General features: G+C 63.5%; 21 protein-coding genes and 1 pseudogene. 13 read left to right on the top strand and 9 right to left on the bottom strand.

Annotated features, from left to right (window positions below; translation table 11 throughout):
* Window positions 1-31 precede the first annotated feature (31 nt).
* Window positions 32-1,399, bottom strand: coding sequence for a bifunctional UDP-N-acetylglucosamine diphosphorylase/glucosamine-1-phosphate N-acetyltransferase GlmU (gene glmU / locus FJ430_RS18445; protein ID WP_140709637.1), 1,368 nt, complete (start codon window positions 1,397-1,399; stop codon window positions 32-34).
* A 145-nt stretch (window positions 1,400-1,544) separates the two neighbouring features.
* A complete protein-coding gene (locus tag FJ430_RS18440; RefSeq protein WP_140709635.1) occupies window positions 1,545-1,982 on the bottom strand; it encodes a nuclear transport factor 2 family protein in 438 nt (145 codons plus the stop codon).
* Between the two features lie 228 nt (window positions 1,983-2,210).
* Here FJ430_RS18440 and FJ430_RS18435 point away from each other — a divergent pair, with 228 nt between their 5' ends.
* A complete protein-coding gene (locus FJ430_RS18435) occupies window positions 2,211-3,338 on the top strand; it encodes a hypothetical protein (RefSeq protein WP_140709633.1) in 1,128 nt (375 codons plus the stop codon).
* Between the two features lie 26 nt (window positions 3,339-3,364).
* On the opposite strand, the gene FJ430_RS18430 is transcribed toward FJ430_RS18435, so the two are convergent.
* Window positions 3,365-4,111 carry a cytochrome c biogenesis CcdA family protein gene (locus tag FJ430_RS18430; RefSeq protein ID WP_095765112.1) on the bottom strand — a complete coding sequence of 249 codons (747 nt, stop codon included), beginning with the start codon at window positions 4,109-4,111 and terminating at the stop codon, window positions 3,365-3,367.
* 165 nt (window positions 4,112-4,276) lie between these two features.
* On the opposite strand from FJ430_RS18430, the gene FJ430_RS18425 reads away from it, so the two are divergent.
* The 8 genes from FJ430_RS18425 (at window position 4,277) to rpmG (ending at window position 13,224) form a co-directional block, all read left to right on the top strand.
* Entirely contained in the window at window positions 4,277-4,654 is a 378-nt protein-coding gene (locus tag FJ430_RS18425) for a hypothetical protein (RefSeq protein WP_140651169.1), read from the top strand.
* A gap of 343 nt (window positions 4,655-4,997) precedes the next feature.
* Complete coding sequence (topA, locus tag FJ430_RS18420; RefSeq protein ID WP_140709631.1) at window positions 4,998-7,565, top strand: type I DNA topoisomerase; 2,568 nt, start codon at window positions 4,998-5,000, stop codon at window positions 7,563-7,565.
* Between the two features lie 6 nt (window positions 7,566-7,571).
* The gene (rnr, locus tag FJ430_RS18415) at window positions 7,572-9,878 is read left to right on the top strand and encodes a ribonuclease R (RefSeq protein ID WP_140709629.1); all 2,307 of its coding nucleotides are present in this window, start codon (window positions 7,572-7,574) and stop codon (window positions 9,876-9,878) included.
* Window positions 9,878-10,321: a DUF983 domain-containing protein gene (locus FJ430_RS18410; protein ID WP_140646176.1), complete on the top strand. Its 444-nt coding sequence runs from the start codon at window positions 9,878-9,880 to the stop codon at window positions 10,319-10,321. The genes rnr and FJ430_RS18410 overlap by 1 nt, the downstream gene beginning before the upstream one ends.
* A 91-nt stretch (window positions 10,322-10,412) precedes the next feature.
* On the top strand, window positions 10,413-11,153 hold the full coding sequence (locus FJ430_RS18405) for an NUDIX hydrolase (RefSeq protein WP_140709627.1): 741 nt from the start codon (window positions 10,413-10,415) through the stop codon (window positions 11,151-11,153).
* A gap of 20 nt (window positions 11,154-11,173) precedes the next feature.
* Window positions 11,174-12,349 (top strand): MFS transporter, encoded by a 1,176-nt coding sequence (locus FJ430_RS18400; protein WP_140709625.1) that lies wholly within the window; start codon window positions 11,174-11,176, stop codon window positions 12,347-12,349.
* 93 nt (window positions 12,350-12,442) lie between these two features.
* Window positions 12,443-12,952: a hypothetical protein gene (locus FJ430_RS18395; RefSeq protein WP_226891772.1), complete on the top strand. Its 510-nt coding sequence runs from the start codon at window positions 12,443-12,445 to the stop codon at window positions 12,950-12,952.
* Between the two features lie 104 nt (window positions 12,953-13,056).
* Window positions 13,057-13,224 carry a 50S ribosomal protein L33 gene (rpmG, locus tag FJ430_RS18390; RefSeq protein WP_006201775.1) on the top strand — a complete coding sequence of 56 codons (168 nt, stop codon included), beginning with the start codon at window positions 13,057-13,059 and terminating at the stop codon, window positions 13,222-13,224.
* A 675-nt stretch (window positions 13,225-13,899) separates the two neighbouring features.
* Here the strand turns inward: rpmG and FJ430_RS18385 are convergent.
* Both FJ430_RS18385 and FJ430_RS18380 read right to left on the bottom strand, forming a co-directional pair.
* Window positions 13,900-15,273 carry a PleD family two-component system response regulator gene (locus FJ430_RS18385; protein WP_140709623.1) on the bottom strand — a complete coding sequence of 458 codons (1,374 nt, stop codon included), beginning with the start codon at window positions 15,271-15,273 and terminating at the stop codon, window positions 13,900-13,902.
* A 33-nt stretch (window positions 15,274-15,306) separates the two neighbouring features.
* A complete protein-coding gene (locus tag FJ430_RS18380; protein WP_027166515.1) occupies window positions 15,307-15,678 on the bottom strand; it encodes a response regulator in 372 nt (123 codons plus the stop codon).
* 242 nt (window positions 15,679-15,920) lie between these two features.
* On the opposite strand from FJ430_RS18380, the gene FJ430_RS18375 reads away from it, so the two are divergent.
* Complete coding sequence (locus FJ430_RS18375; protein ID WP_140709621.1) at window positions 15,921-16,220, top strand: DUF3572 domain-containing protein; 300 nt, start codon at window positions 15,921-15,923, stop codon at window positions 16,218-16,220.
* Window positions 16,217-16,870, top strand: a complete 654-nt coding sequence (locus tag FJ430_RS18370) for a hypothetical protein (protein ID WP_140709619.1) — start codon at window positions 16,217-16,219, stop codon at window positions 16,868-16,870. The genes FJ430_RS18375 and FJ430_RS18370 overlap by 4 nt, the downstream gene beginning before the upstream one ends.
* Window positions 16,871-16,879: 9 nt before the next feature.
* On the opposite strand, the gene FJ430_RS18365 is transcribed toward FJ430_RS18370, so the two are convergent.
* Complete coding sequence (locus tag FJ430_RS18365; protein WP_140709617.1) at window positions 16,880-18,457, bottom strand: hypothetical protein; 1,578 nt, start codon at window positions 18,455-18,457, stop codon at window positions 16,880-16,882.
* Window positions 18,458-18,551: 94 nt separating this feature from the next.
* Window positions 18,552-19,127, bottom strand: a complete 576-nt coding sequence (locus FJ430_RS18360; protein ID WP_140651184.1) for a GNAT family N-acetyltransferase — start codon at window positions 19,125-19,127, stop codon at window positions 18,552-18,554.
* A gap of 65 nt (window positions 19,128-19,192) precedes the next feature.
* On the opposite strand from FJ430_RS18360, the gene FJ430_RS18355 reads away from it, so the two are divergent.
* Window positions 19,193-20,521, top strand: a complete 1,329-nt coding sequence (locus tag FJ430_RS18355) for a DNA polymerase IV (RefSeq protein ID WP_140709615.1) — start codon at window positions 19,193-19,195, stop codon at window positions 20,519-20,521.
* Between the two features lie 4 nt (window positions 20,522-20,525).
* Here FJ430_RS18355 and FJ430_RS18350 read toward each other — a convergent pair.
* Window positions 20,526-21,028: pseudogene (locus FJ430_RS18350) on the bottom strand (hypothetical protein).
* A 175-nt stretch (window positions 21,029-21,203) separates the two neighbouring features.
* On the opposite strand from FJ430_RS18350, the gene FJ430_RS18345 reads away from it, so the two are divergent.
* On the top strand, window positions 21,204-22,091 hold the full coding sequence (locus tag FJ430_RS18345; RefSeq protein ID WP_140709613.1) for a DMT family transporter: 888 nt from the start codon (window positions 21,204-21,206) through the stop codon (window positions 22,089-22,091).
* A gap of 1 nt (window position 22,092) precedes the next feature.
* On the opposite strand, the gene dnaE is transcribed toward FJ430_RS18345, so the two are convergent.
* Window positions 22,093-25,617, bottom strand: coding sequence for a DNA polymerase III subunit alpha (gene dnaE / locus FJ430_RS18340; RefSeq protein ID WP_140709611.1), 3,525 nt, complete (start codon window positions 25,615-25,617; stop codon window positions 22,093-22,095).
* Between the last annotated feature and the right edge of the window lie 13 nt (window positions 25,618-25,630).

Below are 25,630 nucleotides of genomic sequence, written 5' to 3'. Positions count from 1 at the left end.
TGCAACCGCCTCCGCAAGGAAGCGCTGAAAATCATTCCGCCGCCTTCTTCCTCGCCGCGGCGGCCGAGGCGAAGCGCTCGCGCAGCTCCTTGCCCTTGCCGGGGATCGTCTTCTGGCGGGCGCGACCGAAGGCCAGCGCGTCGTCCGGCACGCTCTCGGTGATCACGCTGCCGGAGGCGATATAGCCGCCCTTGCCGATCGTGACAGGCGCCACCAGCGAGGAATTCGAGCCGACAAAGGCCCCCTCGCCGATGTCGGTGAAGAATTTCGAGTAGCCGTCATAATTGCAGGTGATGGTGCCCGCGCCGATGTTGGCCGCGGCACCCACGCGCGCGTCGCCGATATAGGTCAGGTGGTTGACCTTGGCGCCCTCCTCGATCGTCGCCTGCTTGACCTCGCAGAAATTACCGACCTTTGCCTTGTTTCGAAGATCGGCGCCGGGCCTGAGCCGCGCAAACGGCCCGACATCGCAGTTCGAGGCGATCGTCGCGCCCTCGATATGGCTGAAAGCGTGGATCTTGACGCCCGACGCGATCCTGACGCCCGGACCGAACCAGACATTCGGCTCGACGATCGTGTCGGCGCCGATTTCGGTATCGTGCGAGAAATAGACAGTTTCGGGCGCGATCAGCGTAACGCCGGAAAGCATGGCCTCGCGCCGCCGGCGCGCCTGCCAGATCGATTCCGCCTCGGCAAGCTCGGCCCGGTTGTTGATGCCGAGCGCACTTTCGAAGCTGGCTTCCGTCGCCACCACATCGAGGCCTTCCGCACCGGCGATCTCGACGATGTCGGTGAGGTAGAACTCGCCCTTGGCGTTCTTGTTGCCGACCTTGTCGAGCAGCCGCAGCGCATGCTTGCCCGCCACCGCCATCATGCCGGCATTGCAGAAGCCGATCTTCTTTTCCGCCTCGGAACAGTCCTTCTCCTCGCGGATGGCGACGAGACGGCCGCCCTTTTCGATCAAACGGCCGTAGCCGGTCGGGCTTGGCGGACGAAAGCCGATGACGGCGACGGCGGCGCCCTCCGCCAACTTCTGCCGCGCAGCCGCCAGCGCCCGCGCATCGATCAACGGCGTGTCGCCGAACATGACGAGAATATCGTCATAACCCTTTGATATCGCTTCGCGAGCAGCAAGCACGGCATGCGCGGTGCCGAGCCGCTTCTCCTGCACGAACGTTTCCGCCTTGGGCGCGAATTTCTGCGCCGCCTTGCGCATCTCGTCGGCGCCGTGGCCGATCACCAGCGCCACGCCGGTCGCGCCAGCTCCTTCGGCGGCCCTCACCACGTGAGCCACCATCGGCAGCCCGGCAATCGCATGCAGCACCTTGGGCGTAGCGCTTTTCATGCGCGTGCCCTCGCCGGCGGCGAGGATGACGGACAGGCAGGATCTCTGGCTCATATAGGGGCAACCGTATGAAAAGGTTTGGAATCAAGGCACATTTAGCATTGGTGCTATGCTGCACCAATGCGGTTAAATTCCGGTGAGATGGTGGAGCGGCTGACTCTTAATCAGCTGGTCCACGACCAAATCCGACGGGCAGAGCTTACAACAGCCCGTGCTTGTTGAATTCCGCCTGCTCGTCGCCGGCGATCCAGCCAAACACCTTCAGGCTGCCTTGGCGCCTTTCGACGAGATAATCGACTTCGAAATCGATGGTCACGAGCCTTTTGTCCTTGCGTTCGTATTCGCCCGACCATTCTACCTTGGCCACGCAACGGTCCTGATCGATGGCCGTCACCGAGACATCCTTGCAGGTCATCGTCTTGCTGCCCATCGCCCGATAGGCTTCAAAACCCTTCCTCATCGTATCTTGAAATTTCTTGCCGTTCTCGCCGACCATGACGCCAACCGGGGTGACCGAGACAAATCCGGTCGAATACATAGCTCCAAAATCGTCCATGTCGACATTGCCGGCGATCGCGTCGTTGTAGACCTTCTCGTAGGTCTTGAAGAACTTTTGCACGTCCGCTTTGGCTACCATTATCGCCTCGCTATCGATGTTGTGCTTGCGATTCGGCAACGTCGGCTTTTCGGCATCGTTCCGATCTGGGTATCGAGCCAACCGCCCACGCACGAAATTTTCCAACAGTTTCTCAGTGGTCCTTGGTATTGCAGAAATTTCGGGAAAAGTTTGTGTTAGATACCGTCGTCATCATTCATCTGGCCGCCCCGTTTATGGCGCCGGCGTGCACTGAAGGAAAGGCTTCAGATGTTGAGCCACGGCTTTGAAGCTTTCGCCGTGTTTATTTTTTTCATTTTCATATCGATCTGTCCGGGCACGGCTCGGGCCGATTACACCACTCCGCATGCCGAGGTTGTTTGCCAACCCGGCCGTAACGTCGCGCTGATCCGCTTTACGCTGACGATGGACGAAGATCCGGTCGGGTATCGCCGACTGCCCACCAGCGTCGATCAGGGATTATCGGCGACGCCTACCACGGGTCGATCGAATTGCACCATGGTCAATGGCTGGACGATCCGCCTCCGTGATGGGCAAGACCAGGCTTTTGGGTATGGTCAGGGCGGCGCCGATCCGCCAGCCTTCTTCAGCCTTTGGATTGCGAAGCGAAAGATTTTTTCGCGCAAAGAGTGGAAGCCTGGCTACGCGACGGACAAAAAGCGCTGGCTGATCGGGATGGTGATCAGGCCGGATCGGCTTAGCTATTGTCATGTCGTCGGAGACGAGGCGCCGGACAAGGGACCCATTGTCTGCCTGGATGAGCCTTTCCAACTGAACCGGTACAAGGTCGATCGCGTCGAATATGCGCCGCCGGGTCGCCGGCCACCGGTTGGCACCATATTGCTGACGCATGGAACGACTGAGCCGCGTCTTTGTCGAAAATTCCTGCGTCTTCGACAGGAAGGATTTGAGAACGTCAGCACCTCCACGAACGACAACGCCAACGTCTTTCCCACGGACACCGCGCAGCAAAATCTCGACATCAAGGTGGCGACGATCGAGGTCTCGCCCGGCGTGCGTCGCAAGCTTGTCCGCTGGAGTGGAACCAATCATTATTTCGACGGCGATGTCATGCTCTTGGCGCCGCTCGCGGCTGATCCATCGACAGTCTTGAAAGAGAGTATGCTTGACGGCGGCGACACGTTTTCGGACGAATTGCCCTCGGGATGGAGCGTCATATCAGGCCAACTCCCCCGCCTCTACCCGAATGTAAGCCGGCGCTACGTGCACTTCGATACGCAGCGGATCGATGGACGGCTTTACTTGCTGGCCCAACCTTCCAACCGGGACCAGCGCCCCACCGCTGTCCTCGTCCGGCCGCTTGCTGATGGGTTCAAGACCATTTGCGTTTTCCAGCGTGTCGAGCCTCATTTCTGACGACTCACAAAACGGACGCCGGACCGCTACCCCAACCGGCCCAGCACCGGGAAATTCTCCAGCAGCCAATACGACGCGCTCTGCACGCCGCCGGTGAGGAAGAACACGCCGGCGACGACCAGCAGCGCGCCGATCGCCTTTTCCACACGGCCGAGATGGACGCGGAATTTGCCGAGGAAACGCATGAAGGCACCGGAAAACAGCGCCGCGATCAGGAACGGGATGCCTAGGCCCAGCGAATAGGCGGCAAGCAGCAGCGCGCCCTCGCCAACAGTCTCGCGCCCGCCGGCTAAAGTCAGGATCGGCCCCAGCACCGGGCCGATGCAAGGCGTCCAGCCGAAGGCGAAGGCCAGCCCCATGACATAGGCCGCGATCATGCTGGCAGGCTTGCCCTGCGACTGGAAGCGCGCCTCGCGCGACAGGAGCGGAATGCGCAGGATGCCGAGGAAATTGAGGCCCATGATGATGATCAGCACGCCCGCCGCCATCGCCAGCGGCTCCTGCCAGACGCGCAGCAGGCGGCCGATGGTCGAGGCGCCGGCCCCAAGCGCCACGAAGACGGTGGAAAAGCCGAGCACGAAGGCCACGGAAGCATAAAGCAGCGCGCCGCGGGCGCCTTCCTTTGCCGTCACGCTTTGATTGCCGCGGAAATCATCGACCGAAACGCCGGCCATGTAGCAGAGATAGGGCGGCACCAGCGGCAGCACACAAGGCGACAGGAAAGAGATCGCCCCTGCTCCGACCGCGCTGACATAGCCGATGTCCAATGCCATCCAATGAGTCCCGATTGTGCTGGCGTCGATATAGCGATGCGGGCGCGCGCCTGCCAATCACCATTGTGTGGCACGTCGCCGCTTCGCCAAGGAAGAAACAGCCGCGCCAATGCGTTGTCGGAATAGGCGCGCGATTGCCGTGCGCTCGTTCTCAGGGAGATTGTCATGAAATCGATCGCACTCGGGTTTGCCGCCCTTCTGCTCGGCACCGCAGCGTCCCATGCCGCCGAAGCATGGAAGGAAGCTGAAGTCGGCGGCAAGAAGATCTATACCGACGCCAAAGGCATGACGCTTTACACGTTCGACAAGGACAAGAAGGGCAAATCCAGCTGCTACGACAAATGCGCCGCCAACTGGCCGCCGCTGAAGGCCGAGGCCGGTGCCAAGGCCGACGATGAATGGACGATCGTCGACCGCACCGACGGCAGCAAGATGTGGGCCTATGACGGCAAGCCGGTCTATACCTTCGTCAAGGACAAGAAGGCCGGCGACATGACCGGCGAAGGCGTTGCCGGCGCCTGGCACGTCGTCAAGGCAGATTGAGTTTCTCCCACCGCTGGCATGCGGAAGACTGCCTGGCCGCCGAATTGGTTTGATTTGGCGGCCAGCGATCTTTCCGGGCGGGGCCAGCGCCTCGTCACTGTCCCTCGACTCGACTGGCCGGCACAGGCCGTCCCGGCGTGATACGAGGCGCGCACGCCTCCATCCCCAAAAAATGTGATCTTTGCCATACACTCTAAGAGTGTATTGCCGGCGACCGCTTCCCAAATTGCCCGCCTCCCCTTGACCGATTGCAAAAGCACGGCCATGTGAGCGACGAAAAGAGTGGGATTTCGTCGTGCGTCGCGGAGTTCTTCCGCCACCTCACAGCTGATTAAGAGACCTCATGGACGTCGTCGTCGTCGAATCGCCGGCCAAGGCGAAGACAATCAACAAATATCTGGGCAAGAACTATAAGGTCCTGGCCTCGTTCGGCCATGTCCGCGATCTGCCGGCCAAGGACGGCTCGGTCCGCCCTGACGAGGACTTCGCCATGTCCTGGTCGGTGGACACCGCGTCGGGCAAGCGCCTCGCCGACATCGCCAAGGCGGTCAAGGATGCCGACGGGCTGATCCTCGCCACCGACCCGGATCGCGAGGGCGAGGCGATTTCCTGGCATGTGCTGGAAGTCCTGAAGCAGAAGCGCGCGCTGAAGGACAAGCCGGTCAGCCGCGTCGTCTTCAACGCCATCACCAAGGCCTCGGTGCTGGATGCCATGGCCAATCCGCGCCAGATCGACGCGCCGCTGGTCGACGCCTATCTCGCTCGCCGTGCACTCGACTATCTCGTCGGCTTCACGCTCTCGCCGGTGCTGTGGCGCAAGCTGCCGGGCGCCCGCTCGGCCGGCCGCGTGCAGTCGGTGGCGCTGCGCCTGGTCTGCGACCGCGAATCCGAGATCGAACGCTTCATCCGCGAGGAATACTGGCAGATCGCTGCCATCCTCGACACGCCGCGCAAGGACAGTTTCGAAGCGCGGCTGACCGCCTTTGCCGGCAAGAAGCTGCAGAAGCTCGACATCGCCAACAAGGCCCAGGCCGACGACATCAAGGCGATGCTGGAAGGCGCGACCTTCAAGGCATTGTCGGTCGAGGCCAAACCCACCAAGCGCAATCCCGGCCCGCCCTTCACCACCTCGACGCTGCAGCAGGCCGCCTCCTCCGGGCTCGGCTTCTCGGCCACGCGCACCATGCAGGTGGCGCAAAAGCTCTATGAAGGCATGGATGTCGGCGGCGAGACCGCCGGCCTCATCACCTATATGCGAACCGACGGCGTGCAGATGGCGCCCGAGGCGATCGAGGCTGCCCGCAGCGCCATCGTCAGCGAGTTCGGCGCGAAATACCTGCCGGAAAAGCCGCGTTACTACACCACCAAGGCCAAGAACGCCCAGGAAGCGCACGAGGCGATCCGCCCGACCGATTTCAACCGCACGCCTCAATCGGTCAGGCAGTATCTCGACGCCGACCAGGCCCGCCTCTATGAGCTGATCTGGAAGCGCGCCATCGCCAGCCAGATGCAGCCGGCCGAGATCGAACGCACCACGGTCGAGATCGAGGCGGTCAATGGCGCTCGCACTGCCGAGCTTCGCGCCGTCGGTTCAGTTATCCGCTTCGACGGCTTCATCGCCGCCTATACCGACCAGAAGGACGAGGACGCGGAGGACGAGGAGAGCCGCCGTCTGCCCGAGATCCGTTCCGGCGAGCAGCTCGCCCGTCAGGCGATCAACGCCACCCAGCACACCACCGAGCCGCCGCCGCGCTACTCCGAGGCGTCGCTGATCAAGAAGCTGGAAGAGCTGGGCATTGGCCGGCCGTCGACCTACACCGCGATCCTGAAGACGCTCGAGGATCGCGACTACGTCACCATCGACCGGCGCAGGCTGGTGCCGCAGGCCAAGGGCCGGCTGCTCTCTGCCTTCCTCGAAAGCTTCTTCGAGCGTTATGTCGAGTATGATTTCACCGCTTCGCTCGAGGAAAAGCTCGACGAGATTTCCGACGGCAAGCTCGCCTGGAAGGACGTGCTGCGCGATTTCTGGAAGGATTTTTCCGGCGCCGTCGACGACATCAAGGAACTGCGCGTCACGGACGTGCTCGATGCGCTCAACGAAGAACTGGCGCCGCTTGTCTTCCCGGAACGCGAGGACGGCTCCAATCCGCGCATTTGCCCGAAATGCGGCTCAGGCAACCTCTCGCTGAAGCTCGGCAAGTTCGGCGCCTTCGTCGGCTGCTCGAACTATCCGGAGTGTTCCTACACCCGCCAGCTCGGCGACGCCGCCAATCCCAATGGCGAGAACGGCAATGGCGAGGACGGCGTCAAGCTGCTCGGCAAGGATCCTTACACCGCAGAGGAAATCACGCTGAGGAGCGGCCGTTTCGGCCCCTATATCCAGCGCGGCGAAGGCAAGGAGGCCAAGCGCTCGAGCCTGCCCAAGGGCTGGACGCCCGAGTCGATCGACCACGAAAAGGCGCTGGCGCTGCTGGCCCTGCCGCGTGACGTCGGAAAACATCCCGAATCCGGCAAGATGATCTCGGCCGGTCTCGGACGCTACGGCCCGTTCGTGCTGCATGATGGCACCTATGCCAATCTGGAAAGCATCGAGGACGTGTTCTCGATCGGCCTGAACCGCGCCGTCTCGGTGATCGCCGAGAAGCAGCAGAAGGGCAAGGGCGGCCGCAACGGCGCCACGCCTGCGGCGCTCAAGGAGCTTGGCGACCATCCCGACGGCGGCGGCAAGATCGTCGTGCGCGACGGCAAATACGGGCCCTATGTCAACTACGGCAAGGTCAATGCGACGCTGCCCAAGGGCAAGGATCCGCAATCGGTGACGATGGAAGAGGCGCTCACCCTGATTGCCGAAAGGGAGGCTAAGGGCGGAGGCGGCAAAAAGCCCTTCCGCAGGGCGGCGAAGAAGGGATAGCGGGACGTGGCGCGCAGGATCTCCGGAAGAAGCCACGGCGATCCGCGCCACGCCGACACCAGGGCCAAGGTCAAAGACGACTACCGTCCCTCGCGTGACGAGGTCCTGCGCTACATCGCCGAAAATCCCGACCGCTCCGGCAAGCGCGAGATCGCCAAGGCCTTCGCGCTGCGTGGCGAGGACCGCATCTGGCTGAAAGACCTGTTGCGCGACCTGCAGGACGAGGGCCTCCTCAACAAGGAGCGCAAGCGACTCACCCGCGCGGGCGCCGTGCCTCATGTCGCGGTGCTCGACATTTTCGGCCGCGACGATGACGGCATGCTTCTGGCGCATCCGAACGAATACACTGGCAACGGCTCGCCGCCCGTCATCGCCATTCGGATTTCGCGCGGCGCCAACGGCCCGGTGCCCGGCATCGGCGACCGCGTGCTTGCCAAGACCTTCCCGACCGACGATCCGTCAGGCCCCGCCTATACCGGGCGGGTGATGAAGATCTTCGAGAAGCGCAGCGACGCGGTGCTCGGTGTCTTCCGCGTGCTGAAAGACGGCACTTTCCGCATCGAGCCGGTCGAACGGCGCCAGCCAGAGCTGATCGTCGACAAGGAATTCCAGAACGGCGCCAAAAACGGCGACCTGGTCGAGGTCGAGCCGGCGCGGGCATCCCGTTACGGACTGCCCAGGGCGAAAGTGCTGGCGGTGCTGGGATCGCTGAGCAGCGAGAAGGCTGTCTCGATGATCGCCATCCACGCCCACGACATTCCCCATGTCTTTCCGGCGGACGTGATTGCCGAGGCCGAAGCGGTGAAGCCGGCGACGCTCGATCACCGCGAGGATTGGCGCAACCTGCCGCTGGTGACCATCGATCCGGCCGACGCGAAGGACCATGACGACGCCGTCTTCGCCACGCCCGATGCGGACGAGAAGAACCCCGGAGGCGTCGTCGTCACCGTGGCGATCGCCGATGTCGCCGCCTATGTGCGCTATGGCATGCCGCTCGACCGCGAAGCCCTGAAGCGCGGCAATTCGGTCTATTTTCCGGACCGCGTCGTGCCGATGCTGCCCGAACGCATCTCCAACGATCTCTGCTCGCTGCGCGAAGGCGAGGACAGGCCGGCAATCGCCGTGCGAATGACCTTTTCGTCGGAAGGCCGAAAGCTCAGGCATTCCTTCCACCGCGTCATGATGAAGTCGGCCGCCAAGCTCGCCTACCCGCAGGCGCAGGCCGCGATCGACGGCGTGCCCGACGACAAGACGCGGCCGATCCTCGATGGCGTGCTGAAGCCGCTCTGGGACGCCTACGCGGTGCTGAAGCGCGGCCGCGACGCCCGCCAGCCGCTGGAGCTCGACCTGCCGGAGCGCAAGATCCTGCTGAAGCCCGACGGCACGGTCGACCGGGTCACCGTGCCGGAGCGACTCGATGCGCATAAGCTGATCGAAGAGTTCATGATCCAGGCCAATGTCGCGGCCGCCGAAACCCTGGAGGGCAGAAAAGAGCCGCTCGTCTATCGCATCCATGACGCGCCGTCGCTCGCCAAGCAGGAATCGCTGCGCGAGTTCCTGCAGACGCTCAGCCTGTCCCTGGCGCGCGGCGCGCAGATGCGGCCCAGCCAATTCAACGGCATCCTGGAGCGCGTGCGCGGCGCTGACAACGAGGCGCTGGTCAACGAAGTGGTGCTGCGCTCGCAGAGCCAGGCCGAGTATTCGCCGAAGAATATCGGCCATTTCGGCCTCAACCTCAGGCGCTACGCACATTTCACCTCGCCGATCCGCCGCTATGCCGATCTGATCGTGCACCGCGGATTGATCGCGGCGCTTGGTCTGGGTCCCGGCGGCTTGACGCAGCAGGAGGCGGACAGGCTGGAAGAGGCCGCCGCCCTGATCTCGGCCACGGAACGCCGCGCCATGGCCGCCGAGCGCGATACGGTCGACCGGTTGATCGCCGCCTATCTCGCCGAGCGCGTCAACGACACGTTCGACGCGCGCATCTCCGGCGTCACCAAGGCGGGGCTCTTTGTCCAATTGCCGCAGTACGGCGCCGACGGCTTTATTCCGGTGTCAACTCTGGGCGGCGACTACTATATCTATGACGAAACCGCCCGATCGCTGTTCGGGGAACGCACTGGCAAAGGCTATCAGCTTGCCGACCGCGTCGAAGTCCGGCTGATCGAGGTCGCGCCGATGGCCGGCGCGATGCGTTTCGAGATGCTGACCGACCCGAAGCCCCTGCCCGGCTCAAAGCGGTCGTTCCACAAGGCCAAAGGCCGCGCCCGCGCGTCGCAATCGCGCGTCGGTCCGCGCGGCAGGAGAAGATGATGCCAGGCGATTTGCGGGTGGAAGAACAGGTTTTCGGCGGCGAGCACCACTCAGGCCGCGTCGCGCGCCCGCTGTGGACGGCGATCAAGCGCGGCATGCTCGGCCGTTGCCCGCATTGCGGCAAGGGAAAGCTGTTCCACGCTTTCGTGAAGCCCGTGGACAAGTGCGAGGTCTGCGGCGAGGAACTGCACCACCATCGCGCGGACGACCTGCCTGCCTATCTGGTCATCGTCATCGTCGGCCATATCGTGGTTGGCTCGTTCATGGCGGTGGAGGCCGCCACCACGCTCTCGACCTGGCAGCACGCGCTGATCTGGGTGCCGTTGACCATCATTCTCGCGCTCGTGCTGCTGCAGCCGGTCAAGGGCGCCGTCATCGGCCTGCAATGGGCGCTTTATATGCACGGCTTCGGCGACGAGAAAGACGAATTCGAGAGCCATTGATAAGTCAGGTCGCGCCGCTGCCGGCCCTGGTGCAAAGGCCGCGACGCGCAAGCCACTTTCGCATCCGGGAAGTTTCCGCTAGGTCGAGCGCATGGAACGAATGACCAAGGCGGATGTCGACAAGCTCGATAAGGGCCTGGCCGTGCGCAACGGTCGGGCGCTGCGTCCGCGCGATGCCGCGACCCTCATTCTGCTCGATCGCCGGGGCAAGGACGTTCTGGTGCTGATGGGCCGGCGCCATGCCGGGCACGCCTTCATGCCCGGGAAATTCGTCTTCCCCGGCGGTCGCACCGATCCAACCGACAGCCGCATTCCCGTCGCCGCCCCTCTGCGCGAAGAAGAAGAAAGTAGGTTGGTCTCAGGCCCCGGCCGCGCCAGCGTGGCGCGGGCGCGCGCAATCGCCCTGTCGGCGATTCGCGAGACCTATGAGGAAGCCGGCCTGCTTATCGGCCGCAAGGGCGCCTTCTCGACCGCAAAGCGCGACTGGCAGGGTTTCGCCGAACATGGCGTGGTCCCCTCGCTGGACGTGCTCCGCTTCATCGCCCGCGCCATCACCCCGCCCAATCGCGTGCGCCGTTTCGATACGCGTTTCTTCAGCGCCTGGCGCCACGACGTTGCCGTGGAGTTGCCCGGCGGCGGTCCGACCAACGAGCTCGAAGAACTCGTCTGGCTGCCGCTTGCCGACGCCCGCAAGGCCGACATCCCCGACATTACCGGCATGATCCTGGAAGAACTGGAAAGTCGGCTTGCCGACGATCCCTTGCTGCGGCCGGGGGGCGCCGTGCCGTTCTTCCGGCTCGTCCGCAACCGCTTTGTCCGCGAAGTCCTTTAGAAGCAGAGCATTTTGATCCCATGACGGTCGATACCCAAGAACAGGGCGACGAACGCGTACACTGGCTGCCGATGATCGCGGCGATCTCCTCGATCAGCGTCGTCGGCATCGCCATCGGCCTCGGCATGCCGCTGCTCAGCGTCATTCTGGAAAGCCGCGGCCATTCCGCTTCGATGATCGGCCTCAACACGGCCGTCGCCGGTCTCGCCTCGATTGCCGGCGCGCCGCTCGCCACCCCGCTTGCCATGCGGCTCGGCGTCGCCTGGACCATGCTGTTGATGATTGCCATCGGCGCGCTCGCCTTTGTCGGCTTCCATTTCGCGCCGGATTTCTGGATGTGGTTTCCGCTCCGCGTCGCCCTGCACATCTCGCTGACGGTGCTGTTCATCCTGTCGGAATTCTGGATCAGCACCTCCGCCCCGCCGAACCGGCGCGGCCTTGTGCTTGGCATCTACGCCACCGTGCTGTCGCTCGGCTTTGCCGCCGGACCCTGGCTGTTCGCCCATCTCGGCAGCACGGGCTTCCTGCCGTTCGGCGTCACCATAGCGCTGGTGACGCTTGCCGCTATTCCGGTGCTGGCGGCCCGCAACGAGAGTCCGACCATCGTCGCCGACAGCGAGACCAGCCACTTCCTGCGCTATATCTGGCTGGTGCCGACCGCGACCTTCGCCGTGCTTGTTTTCGGCGCCGTCGAGACCGGCGGTTTCTCGCTCTTCCCCGTCTATGGCAGCCGTATCGGCTATTCGGAAGCCGACGCCGCGCTGCTCCTGACAATGATCGGGCTCGGCAATGTGCTTCTGCAGATCCCGATCGGCATGATCAGCGACCGCGTTTCCGACCGGCGCTACCTGCTGCTGGCCTGCGCCACGGTCGGCCTCATCGGCACGGTCTTCATGCCGTTCTTCGCACAGAACTGGCATCTGATGGCGGCCCTCCTGTTCGTCTGGGGCGGCGTCGTCGCCGCCATGTACACGATCGGCCTTGCCCATCTCGGCTCGCAGCTGTCCGGCCATGAACTGGCATCCGCCAATGCTGCCTTCGTGCTTTGCTATGGCGTCGGCATGGTGCTGGGTCCGCAGGCGATCGGCATCGGCATGGATGCCTTCGGTCCATCCGGCTTCGGCTGGTCGCTGGCCTTTTTCTTCGCTGCCTACATGGCTCTGATCCTGGTCAGGCTGGTGCGCAAGATTCTGTAGGCAAATGCCGCTGAAGCGTCGGGCATCCTGACATCACCGTGTCAGCAGCACCCCTGCTATACCCTGTCTCCAGCGCGAAGTAGGAGAATTGCGATGGTCGACAGCGGCTTTGAAACCAAATCCCTCAGGATGGAACTGCTTCTGCTCGTCACATTCCAGGCGCCGGCCGCCGATGTCGAGCGCATCATGGAGGCGGTGGTGGCGATCACGCCGCTGCGCATGGGCAAATATGACAGCAACGCCTATCAGTCGGCGCAAGGCGTCGAGCGCTATCGGCCGCTCGAGGGCGCCGCCGCGGGCGCCGAGACGGAATTGCGCCGGCGGCCCGGCACCGTTGAAGTGTCGTTCGAGATCGCCGACGACCAGCCGCTCGCCGCTCGTGTCGTCGAGGCGATATTCCAGGCCCACTCCTATCAGGAGCCCGTCATCCGCATCCAACCGCTACTCGCCAGCCGTTCCAAGGGTCTTGACGACCATGCCAATCCCAACCGTTGGTGGAACAGCACGGGCGACTGGAAAAAACGGCTCAGCGGGTCGGCGAGAACGCCTGAAGCGGCGAGATCGGCCATGTCCAAATGGAGCAGGGAAGGCGCCCGGGCTTGACTTTCCGGGCGCGTTCTTTATGTGTCGCGCCAAGTTTCCCGCGTCCGGGTGTTTTCCCCGTGCTCCAGCGGCCAAAACTCCACGAACATTAACGGACGAAAATCATGGCCAAAGCCGCAAACATCAAGATCAAGCTTCTGTCGACCGCCGACACCGGGTTCTTCTACGTCACCAGCAAGAACAGCCGTACCAAGACGGACAAGCTCTCGTTCCGCAAGTACGACCCGGTCGCCAAGAAGCACGTCGAGTTCAAGGAAACCAAGATCAAGTAATCTGGTTATCCCGAGAAATCAAAACGCCGCCCCTCGGGCGGCGTTTTTGTTTTGGAGCAATTCCAGGAAAAGTCCGACACGGTTTCCCGGCAGACGGAAAGACCGAGCGGCTGCGGAGCCTGCGCGACTGTCTGCGCAAGCTTCCGATGTCGGTTTTTGAGAAAAGGGGGCCGGTCGGCGTTTGGCAGCGGTACGAGGAGGCCACTATGCGCCAGCGCCGGCCGGCCGACCCCACGGACCCAGGAGATGCGGCGGACCTGAGCATCATGGGGTATTTTTTGGATCGAGCCGGCTAGTCTACCCTCGTGCCGGCCTCGCCTTCTGTCTATGCGTCGCAGATTTGCGCAAGACCTTATAAAAATCAACCATTTCTTAACCACCGCTCGCGAATCGCTTGGGTTAAGGTAAATTCGTAACCCTGTTGGGACGGCCGAGAATCGTCGCCTTTTGCCGAGCATGTCTCCCGAGAGTGGAAACCGGTTTCGGGACAAAGACAGGCGCGTGCTGGGTGTGAAAGATCGCGACGCGTTTTTGGGATGTGTTGAGATTCAGGTCAGGCCGAGCCGAGAACGTTGGTTTCCGAGAACCGGAGCGGAGCGTACTTAAAGTAAGTGAGCACCAGAAGCGCAGGAAACCATCGTTCGCAGGCCGGCATCACCTGAATATCAACACAGCCTAGGCGGCCTTGGCGACCACCCGGTTGCGGCCGCCGCTTTTGGCCTCGTAGAGCGCCAGGTCGGCGCGCTTCATCAGCGCGGCGACGCTGTCCGTCCCTTTCAGGACCGACGACACCCCGACGCTGACCGTGACCTCGATCATCTTGCCGTCGTTGCCGATCGCGAAAGGCGCCTGCGCGATCTCGGCGCGGATGCGCTCGGCGACCTTCTCGGCGACCGCGCCGTCGGTGTCCGGCATCACCACGACGAACTCCTCGCCGCCGAAGCGGCAGGCGAGATCGATGCCGCGCACATTCTTGCGCAGCCGCCGGGCGAACTCGCGCAGCACGTCGTCACCGCCGTCATGGCCATGGGTGTCGTTGATCGACTTGAAGCGATCGAGATCGGTGATCATCACCGACAGTGGCCGCCGCCGCGCCACGGCGCGGTCGAACAGCGTCTGCAGATGGCTGTCGAGGTAGCGCCGGTTGTGCAGCCCGGTCAGCCCGTCGATCACCGCCATCTCGATCGTCTGGGCGACGCTGGCCCGCAATTGGTCGTTGTAGCGCTTGCGCCGCACCTGCGTGCGCAGCCTCGCTGTCAGCTCGTGCTGGTCGATCGGCCGGATCAGGTAGTCGTTGATGCCGAGTTCCAGCCCGCGCAGGATGCGGCCCTCCTCGCCCTCGTCGGCGAGCAGCATGATCGGCAGGAAGCGGGTGCGGTCGAGCGAACGCAGCTGCGAGCAGAGCCTCAGCGCATCGAAATTCGAGAAGGCGGTCGACACCAGCACACATTCATACGCCGCCTCGGCCGCCTGGAAGAACCCGGCATTCGGATCGGTCGCGACATCCAGCTCGGCGCTGTTGCGCAGCATCTTCTGGATGCGTTCGACGGAAGATTTGCGCTCGTCGACAAGCAGCACCCTCGGCTTGGTGTCCTCGGTCGCGAAATCGCGGCTCAGAAGCTCTTCGATGCCGATATTGCGCGTCGTCGAGGCGCGCAGCCGTAATTCGTCGGTCAGCGACTTCAGCCTGACCAGGCTCTTCACGCGCGTCATCAGTTGCAGGTCGTTGACCGGCTTGGTCAGGAAATCGTCCGCGCCCGCCTCGAGGCCGCGCACCCGGTCCGACACCTGGTCGAGCGCGGTGATCATGACGACGGGGATATGCGAGGTCGCCGGATCGCTCTTCAGGCGCTTGCAGACCTCGAACCCGTCCATGTCCGGCATCATGACATCGAGCAGCACCACGTCGACCTTGCCGTTCTCGCAGGTCTCGATCGCATCCAGGCCGTTGCTGGCCGTCAGCACCTCGAAATACTCGGCAAGCAGCCGAACCTCCAGCAGCCGCACATTGGCGGGGATATCGTCGACGACGAGGATCCGCGCGGTCATCTCAACAAACTCCGGCTCTGCTGGTCTCGGGCATCAGGCGTCGCCCAGATAGGATTTGATCGTCTCGATGAAGCGCGGCACCGAGATCGGCTTGGAGATATAGGCCTCGCAGCCGCCCTGGCGGATGCGCTCCTCATCGCCCTTCATGGCGAAGGCGGTGACGGCGATGACCGGGATCGAATGCAATTCGTCGTCTTCCTTAAGCCATTTCGTCACTTCCAGGCCGGAGACTTCGGGCAACTGGATGTCCATCAGAATCAGGTCCGGCCGATGCTGGCGCGCGAGATCCAGCGCCTCCAGCCCGTTACGCGTGCGAACCGTCTCGTAACCGCTGGCTTCGATGAGGTCCCGAAAGAGCTTCATGTTAAGCTCATTGTCCTCGACGATCATGACCTTCTTAGCCATCAGTTTCCCGTCCCGACCGCCCTCGAAACCGAAGGCCGTCGCAATGCGTCCCCTTCGGACCGCACCCAACCCTTTTCCACTCTAGCCCAATATGATTGACGAAACGGAAACCGGAGGTTGGAAAGCTGCACCAATTCCACCTTCGGACGTTGTACGGGAAAGAGCGGAGGCTTGCCGCAAGCGACGCTTGCCGTTACTGCGGAAGGAGACTCGAAAAAAAATCCACCATTCCAAAGGTAATGATGGCGAACGCAGCGTCAATGCGCGAGGAAGCGGAAACCATTGCCGTCAGGGCTCTGGGCTTCGTCGCCGCCGATCCCGAACTTCTGCCCCGCTTCCTGGCGATCACAGGCATCGAGGCGAACTCGATCCGGAGGGCCGCAGCCGAGCCCGGCTTCCTCGCCGGCGTCCTGCAGTTCATCCTCGCCCACGAGCCGACGCTACTGCGCTTCGCCGACGAGACCGGTACCCCGCCAGCCGCCGTCGGCAAGGCGCTGCGCGCGCTCCCGCTCGGCAACGACGACCACGAGCGTTCGACATGAGCGATGATCCCGAGACGGCGCGGCAGATCGAAGAACTTGCCGCCGATGACCGGCCGCTGCTGGTGCTCGACGTCGACGACGTCGTGCTGGAATTCATCCGGCCGTTTCCGCACTACCTGAAGTCGCGCGGTTTCGGCCTGACGCTCGCTTCCTTCCGATTGACCGGCAACATCGCCGAGACGGCAACCGGCCGGCTGATCGAGCAACCCGAGGTGACGGCGCTCCTGGGCGAATTCTTCGATGCCCAGGCGGATTGGCAAAGCATCGCCGACGGCGCCGCGGATGCCCTGGCGATGCTCGGCCGAAGCGCCGAGATCGTCATGCTGACCGCCATGCCGCACAAGCACCGCGACGTGCGCCGCGCGCATCTCGATGCGCTGGGGCTAAATTATCCGCTGCTGACGACGGAAATGGCCAAGGGACCGGCAATCGCGAAACTGCGCGGCGTCAAGGGCCGGTCCGTCGCCTTCGTCGACGACCAGCCCTCCAACCTGATCTCGGCGCGCAATTCCGTCGCGGATGCCCACCTCTTCCATTTGATGGCCGACAACGCGCTGCGCGCCTTCTTGCCGCCAACGCCGGAAGACATCATCTCGGTCGAGGACTGGCGGGATGCGGCGCCAAAAATCGCCAGCGCTCTCGGGCTTTAACCCAAGCGCTCAGGGCTGCAGCTTCGCTCCGGCCCCGCCATTGTCGCCGCCATCCGTATCGTCGCCCCCACTCGAATTGTCGGTTCCGTTCGAGCCGTCATCACCACCCGAGTCGTCCTGACCCGCGCTGTCGTCCTGGGCGGCATCCGGCCCCTTCAGCATGGCGCCGTTGACCTTGACCGAGCCGTCGGCTTTCGTGTCGATCACCCACTCCAGGCGGCCATCCGGCAATGTCTTGCCAAATCCCTTGACGGCCAGCGCAAATGGGAAGGCTTGCGCCATCTGCTCATCGCTCTTGGCCGCTTCCTTCAGGGCATCGACGATCTTGTCGTAGCCGGTGACGTCGATGGTCACGGTCGCGTCGGGCTTCTCGCCGGGAAAAGTCATTTCACCCTCCAGCGCGACCTCGATATCGCCGTTCTTCACCGTGCTGTGCCCGATCACGACCTTCGGATTCTTGGCCTTGAAATCGGCGACCAGAGCCTTGCCGAATTCATCCGACAGCGGCGGATTCTTATTGAGATCAAAGGCTTCGATCGCCTTTTTCGCCATCGTATCGAGATCGATATTCGCGCCGCCGAAGTTCAGATCGATGTCGGTTGGCAGCAATGGGACGGTCCATTCCGGTAGGGTCTGCCGCGGAATTGTCAGGCCGGCAGCCTTGATCTTGTAGTCGACCTTGCCGTTCTGGGAGACGCCGTCCATGCCGAATGCGGTGCTGAATTGCGCGGCCCCGAACTTGCCGACAGGGCTCTCCACCTCGAAATCCTTGAAGCCGTAGTTGCCGTCGACCCTTTCCCAGATGGGCAGCGCGGCCAGCATGAGCGATTTGAGCTCAGCCTGGTTCGCCTTGAGTTTGGCTTCGTCCTCGTTGGCCACGGCAAAGGCAAGCAGGTCGAGCAGTGGCTTCGTCCGCACGCCTTTGCCGTTTGCATCCACCGAAAGTTCCGGCGTTTTCAAGGTGAGCGGGAAATTCATTCCGCTGTTGGGATCGTCGATCTTGATCTTCTCGACGAAGTCCGAAACTTTCTGGGTGGCCGTGAAGTCGACGCCGCCATTGGCTGATTTGGTCGCCGTGACGGTGGCGGTGCCGGCGCCGGTCGAGACATCGGCCTGCTGCTTGGCTTCCCGGGACGTCATGGTCATCCCGGCCAACGAGCTGGTGGCATTGGTGAAGGCGGCAAGCGCCGGATCGTAGACGCTGGTCAGCTTACCGTCCTTGATCGTGAACTCCATGCTCTGACGGCCTTCCGGCCCATCGAACTCGAGGGACGCACCCTGCGAGAAATTCGACGAGACGTCCCAGGATCCGTCGCTGCGCGGCTTCACCATCAAGGCATATGGCGCCATGTCGAATTTGAGGAGCTTCTGCTCCGGCAGCGCATTGACGAGCGATTTGACGTCAAACGCGATCTTGTAGGCGTCGCCCTCGACCGAAACCTTGAGCACGCCCTTGTCGAACGCCTGCTTGCCGAAATAACGCGCCAGATTGTCGGACAGCTCCTTGGCGCCTTGATTGTCGACAGTCTGGGCAAAAGCCGGCGCGCTGAGCGCAAGGGCAAAGGCAAGTGGCAAAATACGCTTCACGTCGGTTCTCCGTGATCTCGGAAAGATTGTGCTTCTGGTAGGCAAGAAGCGTTACAGCCGCAAGACGCCGACTGTAAGCCAAAAGCGCATCCGGCTAAAGCACCAGCCGCATCAGCGGCCGGCCGGGCTTGCGTTCGACAAGCCTCTGGAAGCCGGCCTTCTCGAACACACGCGACGAGCCGACGAAAAGCCCGATCGAGCGCGAATCGCGCGACAGGTCGATCGGGCAGGCTTCCAGCAGCCGCGCACCGTTCTCGCGCGCGAAGGCGATGCCGCCCTCGACGAGACGATGCGTGACACCCCTTCCCCTCGCCTTGACGCGAATGAAGAAGCACGAGATCGCCCACACGTCCGGATCGCCGGCATCGGCCGGATCGACCGGCGCCGAGCCCCTGCCCTGGTTGTTCCATTCGGGCACGTCGGCGCGCGGCCCGATCTGCATCCAGCCGACGGCCTTTCCGTCCTCGAGCGCCAAAAGCCCCGGCGGCGGGCCCGTTTCGATTCGCGCCTTGATGAGATCCTTGTTGCGCTCCTTGTCGCTGGCGCGCCGTTGCGCCGGCGCCAGCCGGAAATGCGTGCACCAGCACCCGTAACAGGCGCCCTGCTTGCCGAAGAGGTCCTCGAAATCGGGCCAGCGCTCGGGGGTCAGCGGTGCTATGGTCGTGCTCATGCGTTCTCCCCAGGCCAAGCTTGTTGCCAGCCTTGCGCTGTCGTACCATTGCATCTGTTCTCTTTATGTTCGCAGCGATGGCGGCTCCTGTCAACAATCCCGAAGACGGTTTTTGCCGTGACTGCCTGGCTTTCCAGCGCTCCGAGACGCGTCGCTGCGATCGCTGCGGCAGCCCGCGCCTTGTCCGCCACGCCGAGCTCTACCGGCTCAAGATCGCCCATATCGACTGCGACGCCTTCTACGCGGCGATCGAAAAGCGCGACAACCCGGCGCTGAAGGACAGGCCAGTGATCGTCGGCGGCGGCCGGCGCGGCGTCGTCTCCACTGCCTGCTACATCGCCCGCATCCAGGGCGTGCGCTCGGCCATGCCGATGTTCAAGGCGCTCGAACTGTGCCCCGAAGCGGTGGTGATCCCGCCCGACATGGAAAAATATGTCGGCGTCGGGCGCGAGGTCCGCGCGTTGATGCTGGCGCTGACGCCGCAGGTCGAGCCGCTGTCGATCGACGAGGCCTTTGTCGACCTGGCTGGCACCGAGCGGCTGCACGGCATGCCGCCGGCACTGGTGCTGGCGCGCTTCGCGCAGACGGTGGAAAAGGAGCTCGGCATCACCGTTTCGGCCGGCCTCTCCTACTGCAAGTTCCTGGCCAAGATCGCCTCGGATTTCCGCAAGCCGCGCGGTTTTTCGGTGATCGGCGAAGCCGAGGCGCCAAGCTTCCTCGCAGTGCAGCCGGTGACGATGATCTGGGGCGTCGGCAAGGCGCTTGCCGCGACGCTGGAGCGCGACGGCATCCGCATGATTGCGCAATTGCAGCGCATGGAGCGCGGCGACCTGATGCGCCGCTACGGCGTGATGGGCGACCGGCTCTATCGCCTGTCGCGCGGCGAGGACGATCGCCCGGTCGACCCCGGTGGCGATGCCAAGAGCGTCTCGGCCGAAACCACCTTCGACACCGACATCGCCGCCTTGGCGGAACTGGTGCCGGTGCTTCGCGGTCTGTCGGAAAAGGTCTCGGCGCGGTTGAAGAAATCAGGCATTGCCGGGCGCACCGTGGTGCTGAAGCTGAAGACGCAGGATTTCAAGCTCCGCACCCGCAACCGTCAGCTCGGTGACCCGACCCGCCTGGCCGACCGCATTTTCCAGACCGGGCTCGATCTGTTGCGCCGCGAGGCCGACGGAACAAAATTCCGCCTGCTCGGCATCGGCGTCAGCGACCTCTCTGACGACGAAAAGGCCGATCCGCCGGACCTGGTCGACATGCAGTCGCGCAAGCGCGCGCTGGCGGAAGGCGCGATGGACACGCTGCGCGACAAGTTCGGCAGGAAAGCCGTCGAGACCGGCTACACATTCGGCAAGGGCCGCGCCGCCAATCCGCCCGAGCCGCTGGAGGATTGAGGGGTCAGGTCCGCTTGAGGTCGATCCGGCTCGTCACCACCATCTTGCCGGTTGCCGGATCCATGTCGGTCACCGTCATGCGCATATTGTCCGGCCCGATCTTCTCGACCGTCAGCTCCGCGTCGCGGTCGCCATTGACGATTTTCGCCCAATGGATGTCGAGGTTGATCGCATCGCCCTTGCGGCTTCCGCTGAGCCCGGCAGGCCCGCTGCGCGAGCCGATATAGCTGCCGGTGTAGCTCTCCCCGCTGACCTTCAGGTCGGCGCGGATTTCCCGCGACATGATCAGCAGCGCGCGGCAGGTGCCGTCAAGCGACAGCGAGTCCGCCGTCGCGTCCGAGGTGAAGGTGCAATTGATGTTCACACCGGCGTGTTCGTCCTGATCCTGACCGTTCCCTTGCCGGAGAACTTTCCCTGCAGCGAGCGCAGGAAAGCCGCCTCGTCTGCATGCGCGCCCGTCGAGCAGAAAAGACAGGCGGCGGCCAGCAAAGCAGCAGTCGATTTCATCAAGACGTCCCCTCTTGCGATCATAGCCTTCCGATGGAAGCGTGGACTTAACTGGTGCCCAGGCGCCAGGTTCCGCCGCGGCGATGACGGTTTTTTTCACACCCGATCCGCTGGCCCAGTGGAATGACGCCACTAACGGTTGCGGCCGGGGTCCGGGTTTGCGATAGGGCCCCAAATGGCGCCCGCTTCCTCGATCCCAAAAGCCGCGTTCTGGATGGCTCTGTCAATCGCCTCGATGCTGGCGATGTCGGTTGCCGGTCGCGAAACGACAGCCGAGCTCAACGTCTTCCAGGTGCTGGAGCTGCGCTCGGTGATCGGTTTCTTCATCCTTTTGCCGCTGGTGATGATGAGCGGCGGTTTTGCCGCGATGCGCACCGAGCGTCCGTTCGCCCATGTCGCCCGCAACATGATCCACTATACCGGCCAGGCCGCCTGGCTCTACGCGCTGACGCTCATTCCGCTCGCCGTGCTGATCTCGATCGAGTTCACCACGCCGATCTGGACAGCGATCCTCGCCGTCAGCTTTCTGGGGGAAAGACTGTCGCGGTCGAAGCTCACGGCGATCGTGCTTGGTCTGATCGGCGTGGTCGTCATCGTGCGCCCAAGCGCCGGTTCGATGGACCCCGGCCACCTCGTCGTCCTGGGCGCCGCGGTCTGCTTCGGCATCTCGATGGTGCTGGTCAAGTCGATGACCAAAACCGAAAGCGTGGTGCGCATCATCTTCTGGATGCTGATCATCCAGTCGGTGGTTGGCTTGATCCCCGCTCTCTATAGCTGGCACAACCCTTCGCCAGGGCTCTGGCCGTGGATCTTCGTCATCGCCTTCACCGGCATGTCGTCGCATTTCTGCCTGGCGCGCGCTCTCACCCACGCTGACGCCACGATCATCTCGCCGATGGATTTTTTGCGCGTGCCGCTGACGGCGCTGGTCGGCTGGCTGCTCTATCACGAGCAGATCGACGTCTTCACCGCCGGCGGCGCCGCCCTGATCCTCGCCGGCAACTTGCTCAACCTGCAGCGCAAGACACCGCAAGTGGCAGAGGCGGAGGCGGCAACGCCCTGAGCTAGACCAACTCCACTTCCACCACGCCCTGCACCGCACGCATGGCAGAGGCGATTTGCGGCGAGACGCGATAATTACCCAAGCCGATCTCAACCTCGCCCTGCGCCTCTCCCTTGAGAACGATAATGCTGACTTGACTGTCGCCACGCTGTTTGAGCTGCGATTGAATGATCGATGATGGTCCATCGTCTCTGACAAAAATGCGTAGCGCTTTCTGGATGCGGCTGGCTTCGTCGTCCAGTGATTGCACCGAGTTAATGCGCAGATTTACGCCCTCAGGCCTGTCTTCGGCTGCAACCATAATCACCACCGAACTGCCGGGCTCCAGCATGTCGCGATACTGCGCCAGACCTTCGGAAAACAGCACAGCCTCATACTGTCCCGTCGTGTCGGAAAACTGCACGACGCCCATCTTGTTTCCGGTGCGGGTCTTGCGCTCCTGCTTGGAGGTGACCGTGCCGGCGAGGCGTCCGGCCGCGGCGCCGCGTTTGACCGCAGCCGAGAATTCCGCCCAGTTCTGCACCCGCATCTTCTGGAGCGCCGCCTTGTACTCGTCGAGCGGATGGGCCGAGAGGTAGAAGCCCACCACCTGGAACTCGCGGTGCAGCCGGTCCGCGGCAAGCCACGGATCGGTCGCGGGCAGGTTGAGCGCCTGCGACTGGCTCCCAAGCGAAGCGCCGAAAATGTCGGCCTGGCCGGAGATGGCGTTTTGCTGCGCCAGCGAGGCCAGGCCCATCATCCGCTCGACGCCGGCCATCATCTGCGCGCGATCGTGGCCGAAGCAATCGAGCGCGCCTGCCATGATCAGGCTTTCGAAGACGCGCTTGCCGACGATCTTCGGATCGACCCGCTCGCAAAAATCGGCAAGGTTCTTGAACGGCTTCTGGCCACGCTTCTCGACGATGTGCTCGACCGCCGCATCGCCGACGCCCTTCAGCGCCGCAAGGGAATAGAAGATCTTGTTTTCGCCAACCTCGAAGGGGCGGAAACTCGACATTACCGACGGCGCCACCACCTCGATGCCGAGGCGCATGGCGTCCTGGCGGAAATCGGCCAGCTTGTCGGTGTTGCTCATGTCGAGCGTCATCGACGCCGCAAGGAACTCGACCGGGTAATGCGCCTTCAGGTAGGCGGTCTGGTAGGAAACGACCGCGTAGGCCGCCGCGTGCGACTTGTTGAAGCCGTAGTCGGCGAACTTGGCCAGGAGGTCGAAGATGAAATCGGCCTGCGGCTTTGAGACGCCGCGCTCGACCGCGCCGGAGACAAAGCGCTCGCGCTGCTTGTCCATCTCGGCGCGGATCTTCTTGCCCATGGCGCGGCGCAAAAGATCGGCTTCGCCGAGCGAATAGCCGGACAGCTCCTGCGCGATCTGCATCACCTGTTCCTGGTAGACGATGACGCCTTGGGTCTCCTTCACCAGATGGTCGATCTTGGGATGGATCGAGGCCATCTCCTCCTCGCCATGCTTTCTGGCGTTGTAGGTCGGGATGTTCTCCATCGGACCGGGGCGATAGAGCGCCACCAGCGCGATGATGTCCTCGATGCAGTCCGGCCGCATGCCGATCAGCGCCTTGCGCATGCCGGCACTTTCAACCTGGAACACGCCGACCACCTCGCCGCGCGACAGCATGGCGTAGGTGTCTGGGTCGTCGAGCGGGATCGTCGCGAGATCGATGTCGACGCCGCGCCGGCGGATCAGCTTCACCGCGGTCTCCAGCACGGTCAGCGTCTTCAGGCCGAGGAAGTCGAACTTCACCAGGCCGGCCTGCTCGACATATTTCATGTTGAACTGGGTGACCGGCATGTCCGAGCGCGGATCGCGATACATCGGCACCAGTTCCGACAAAGGCCGATCGCCGATGACGATGCCCGCGGCATGCGTCGAGGCGTGGCGGTAAAGGCCTTCGAGCTTCTGCGCCGTGTCGAGCAGCGTCTGCACGATCGGTTCCTTCTCCGCCTCCTCGGCAAAGCGCGGCTCGTTGGCGATGGCATCCGCCAGCTTGACCGGGTTGGCCGGGTTCTGCGGCACCATTTTGGAGAGCTTGTCGACCTGGCCGTAGGGCATTTGGAGCACACGGCCGACGTCGCGCAGCACGGCGCGCGCCTGCAGCGTACCGAAGGTGATGATCTGCCCGACCTGGTCGCGGCCGTATTTCTGCTGGACGTAGCGGATCACCTCCTCGCGCCGGTCCTGGCAGAAGTCGATGTCGAAGTCCGGCATCGACACCCGGTCCGGATTGAGGAAGCGCTCGAACAGCAGCGAGAAACGCAGCGGGTCGATGTCGGTGATGGTGGTTGAATAGGCGACCAGCGAACCGGCGCCCGAACCGCGGCCCGGTCCGACCGGAATGCCTTGCGCCTTCGCCCATTTGATGAAGTCGGCAACGATCAGGAAGTAGCCTGGGAACTTCATCTTCTCGATGATGCCAAGCTCGAATTCGAGCCGTTCGCGATATTGCTCGACCGTGTAGCCGGGCGTCGGCCCGTGCGCGGCAAGCCGCGCCTCCAGCCCTTCGCGCGCCTGGCGGGCGAGCTCGGCCGCCTCCGCTTTCTCGGCCGCGTCCTTGTCTGCGGCGTCGGCGCCGGTGAAGCGCGGCAGGATCGGGCTGCGGTTCTTCGGATAATAGGAGCAGCGCATGGCGATCTCGACCGTGTTGTCGATCGCTTCCGGCAGGTCCGAGAAGAGCCGCGCCATATCGGCCTGGCTGCGCAGGAAATTGTCCGCGGCGAGCCGCCGGCGGTTGTCGGCGGCCACCACCGAGCCCTCGGCGATGGCGATCAAAGCGTCATGCGCCTCATAGTCGTCGCGCTTGGAGAAGAATGCCTCGTTGGTGGCGACCAGCGGCAGTTCATGCGTGTAGGCAAGGTCGACCGTCGACTTCTCGACCATGCGGTCATAGCCGGCGACCCGTTCCAGTTCGACATAGAGCCTGTCGCCGAACAGGTCTTTGAGGAAGAGCAGCCGCTGTTCGGCGAGATCGCGCCGGTCGGCCTTCAGAGCGGTGCCGATCGGGCCCCGCGGCCCGCCGGTGAGGCAGATCAGGCCATCGCTTCTGCCTTCCAGCATCGTGCTGGTCAGGTGCACCGGCTCGCCGGGCGGCGTCTCGAGATAGACCTTGCTGATCAGCCGCACGAGATTGGCATAGCCGGCCTCGCTGGCGGCGATCAGCACGACAGGCGACATTTCCGGTCCATGCCGGCGGCGGTCTCGCTGGCCGTCGCTCGCCTCGCCGGAAAAGGCGAGATCGACCTGGCAGCCGATGATCGGCTGGATGCCGTCCTTGACCGCCTTCTGGGCGAATTCGAGCGCCCCGAACAAATTGTTGGTGTCGGTGACCGCGATCGCCGGCGCCTCGTCCTTGACGGCATGGCCGACGATCGCGCCAAGCTGCAAGGCGCCTTCCAGCAGCGAATAGGCCGAATGCACGCGCAGATGGATGAAGGTCCGCGCCGGCGCTTCCGGCCGCGCGGCCTTCACGGCAGCTTCGCGCTGCAACGGGTCGCGAGGAAGTCGTTCATCCGCCATATTTTTTCGCGCC

Origin of the sequence: Mesorhizobium sp. B2-8-5 (assembly GCF_006440675.2) — a bacterium.
In the GTDB taxonomy this organism is placed as follows: Bacteria; Pseudomonadota; Alphaproteobacteria; order Rhizobiales; family Rhizobiaceae; genus Mesorhizobium.
This window is presented reverse-complemented; position numbering and strand designations above follow the sequence as displayed.

What these genes read in the sequence shown, in the direction of transcription:
- glmU (WP_140709637.1), bottom strand. Translation starts at nt 1,399, where the DNA reads ATGAGCCAGAGATCCTGCCTGTCCGTCATCCTCGCCGCCGGCGAGGGC.
- FJ430_RS18440 (WP_140709635.1), bottom strand. Translation starts at nt 1,982, where the DNA reads ATGGTAGCCAAAGCGGACGTGCAAAAGTTCTTCAAGACCTACGAGAAG.
- FJ430_RS18435 (WP_140709633.1), top strand. Translation starts at nt 2,211, where the DNA reads ATGTTGAGCCACGGCTTTGAAGCTTTCGCCGTGTTTATTTTTTTCATT.
- FJ430_RS18430 (WP_095765112.1), bottom strand. Translation starts at nt 4,111, where the DNA reads ATGGCATTGGACATCGGCTATGTCAGCGCGGTCGGAGCAGGGGCGATC.
- FJ430_RS18425 (WP_140651169.1), top strand. Translation starts at nt 4,277, where the DNA reads ATGAAATCGATCGCACTCGGGTTTGCCGCCCTTCTGCTCGGCACCGCA.
- topA (WP_140709631.1), top strand. Translation starts at nt 4,998, where the DNA reads ATGGACGTCGTCGTCGTCGAATCGCCGGCCAAGGCGAAGACAATCAAC.
- FJ430_RS18410 (WP_140646176.1), top strand. Translation starts at nt 9,878, where the DNA reads ATGCCAGGCGATTTGCGGGTGGAAGAACAGGTTTTCGGCGGCGAGCAC.
- FJ430_RS18405 (WP_140709627.1), top strand. Translation starts at nt 10,413, where the DNA reads ATGGAACGAATGACCAAGGCGGATGTCGACAAGCTCGATAAGGGCCTG.
- FJ430_RS18400 (WP_140709625.1), top strand. Translation starts at nt 11,174, where the DNA reads ATGACGGTCGATACCCAAGAACAGGGCGACGAACGCGTACACTGGCTG.
- FJ430_RS18395 (WP_226891772.1), top strand. Translation starts at nt 12,443, where the DNA reads ATGGTCGACAGCGGCTTTGAAACCAAATCCCTCAGGATGGAACTGCTT.
- rpmG (WP_006201775.1), top strand. Translation starts at nt 13,057, where the DNA reads ATGGCCAAAGCCGCAAACATCAAGATCAAGCTTCTGTCGACCGCCGAC.
- FJ430_RS18385 (WP_140709623.1), bottom strand. Translation starts at nt 15,273, where the DNA reads ATGACCGCGCGGATCCTCGTCGTCGACGATATCCCCGCCAATGTGCGG.
- FJ430_RS18380 (WP_027166515.1), bottom strand. Translation starts at nt 15,678, where the DNA reads ATGGCTAAGAAGGTCATGATCGTCGAGGACAATGAGCTTAACATGAAG.
- FJ430_RS18375 (WP_140709621.1), top strand. Translation starts at nt 15,921, where the DNA reads ATGGCGAACGCAGCGTCAATGCGCGAGGAAGCGGAAACCATTGCCGTC.
- FJ430_RS18370 (WP_140709619.1), top strand. Translation starts at nt 16,217, where the DNA reads ATGAGCGATGATCCCGAGACGGCGCGGCAGATCGAAGAACTTGCCGCC.
- FJ430_RS18360 (WP_140651184.1), bottom strand. Translation starts at nt 19,127, where the DNA reads ATGAGCACGACCATAGCACCGCTGACCCCCGAGCGCTGGCCCGATTTC.
- FJ430_RS18355 (WP_140709615.1), top strand. Translation starts at nt 19,193, where the DNA reads ATGTTCGCAGCGATGGCGGCTCCTGTCAACAATCCCGAAGACGGTTTT.
- FJ430_RS18345 (WP_140709613.1), top strand. Translation starts at nt 21,204, where the DNA reads ATGGCGCCCGCTTCCTCGATCCCAAAAGCCGCGTTCTGGATGGCTCTG.
- dnaE (WP_140709611.1), bottom strand. Translation starts at nt 25,617, where the DNA reads ATGGCGGATGAACGACTTCCTCGCGACCCGTTGCAGCGCGAAGCTGCC.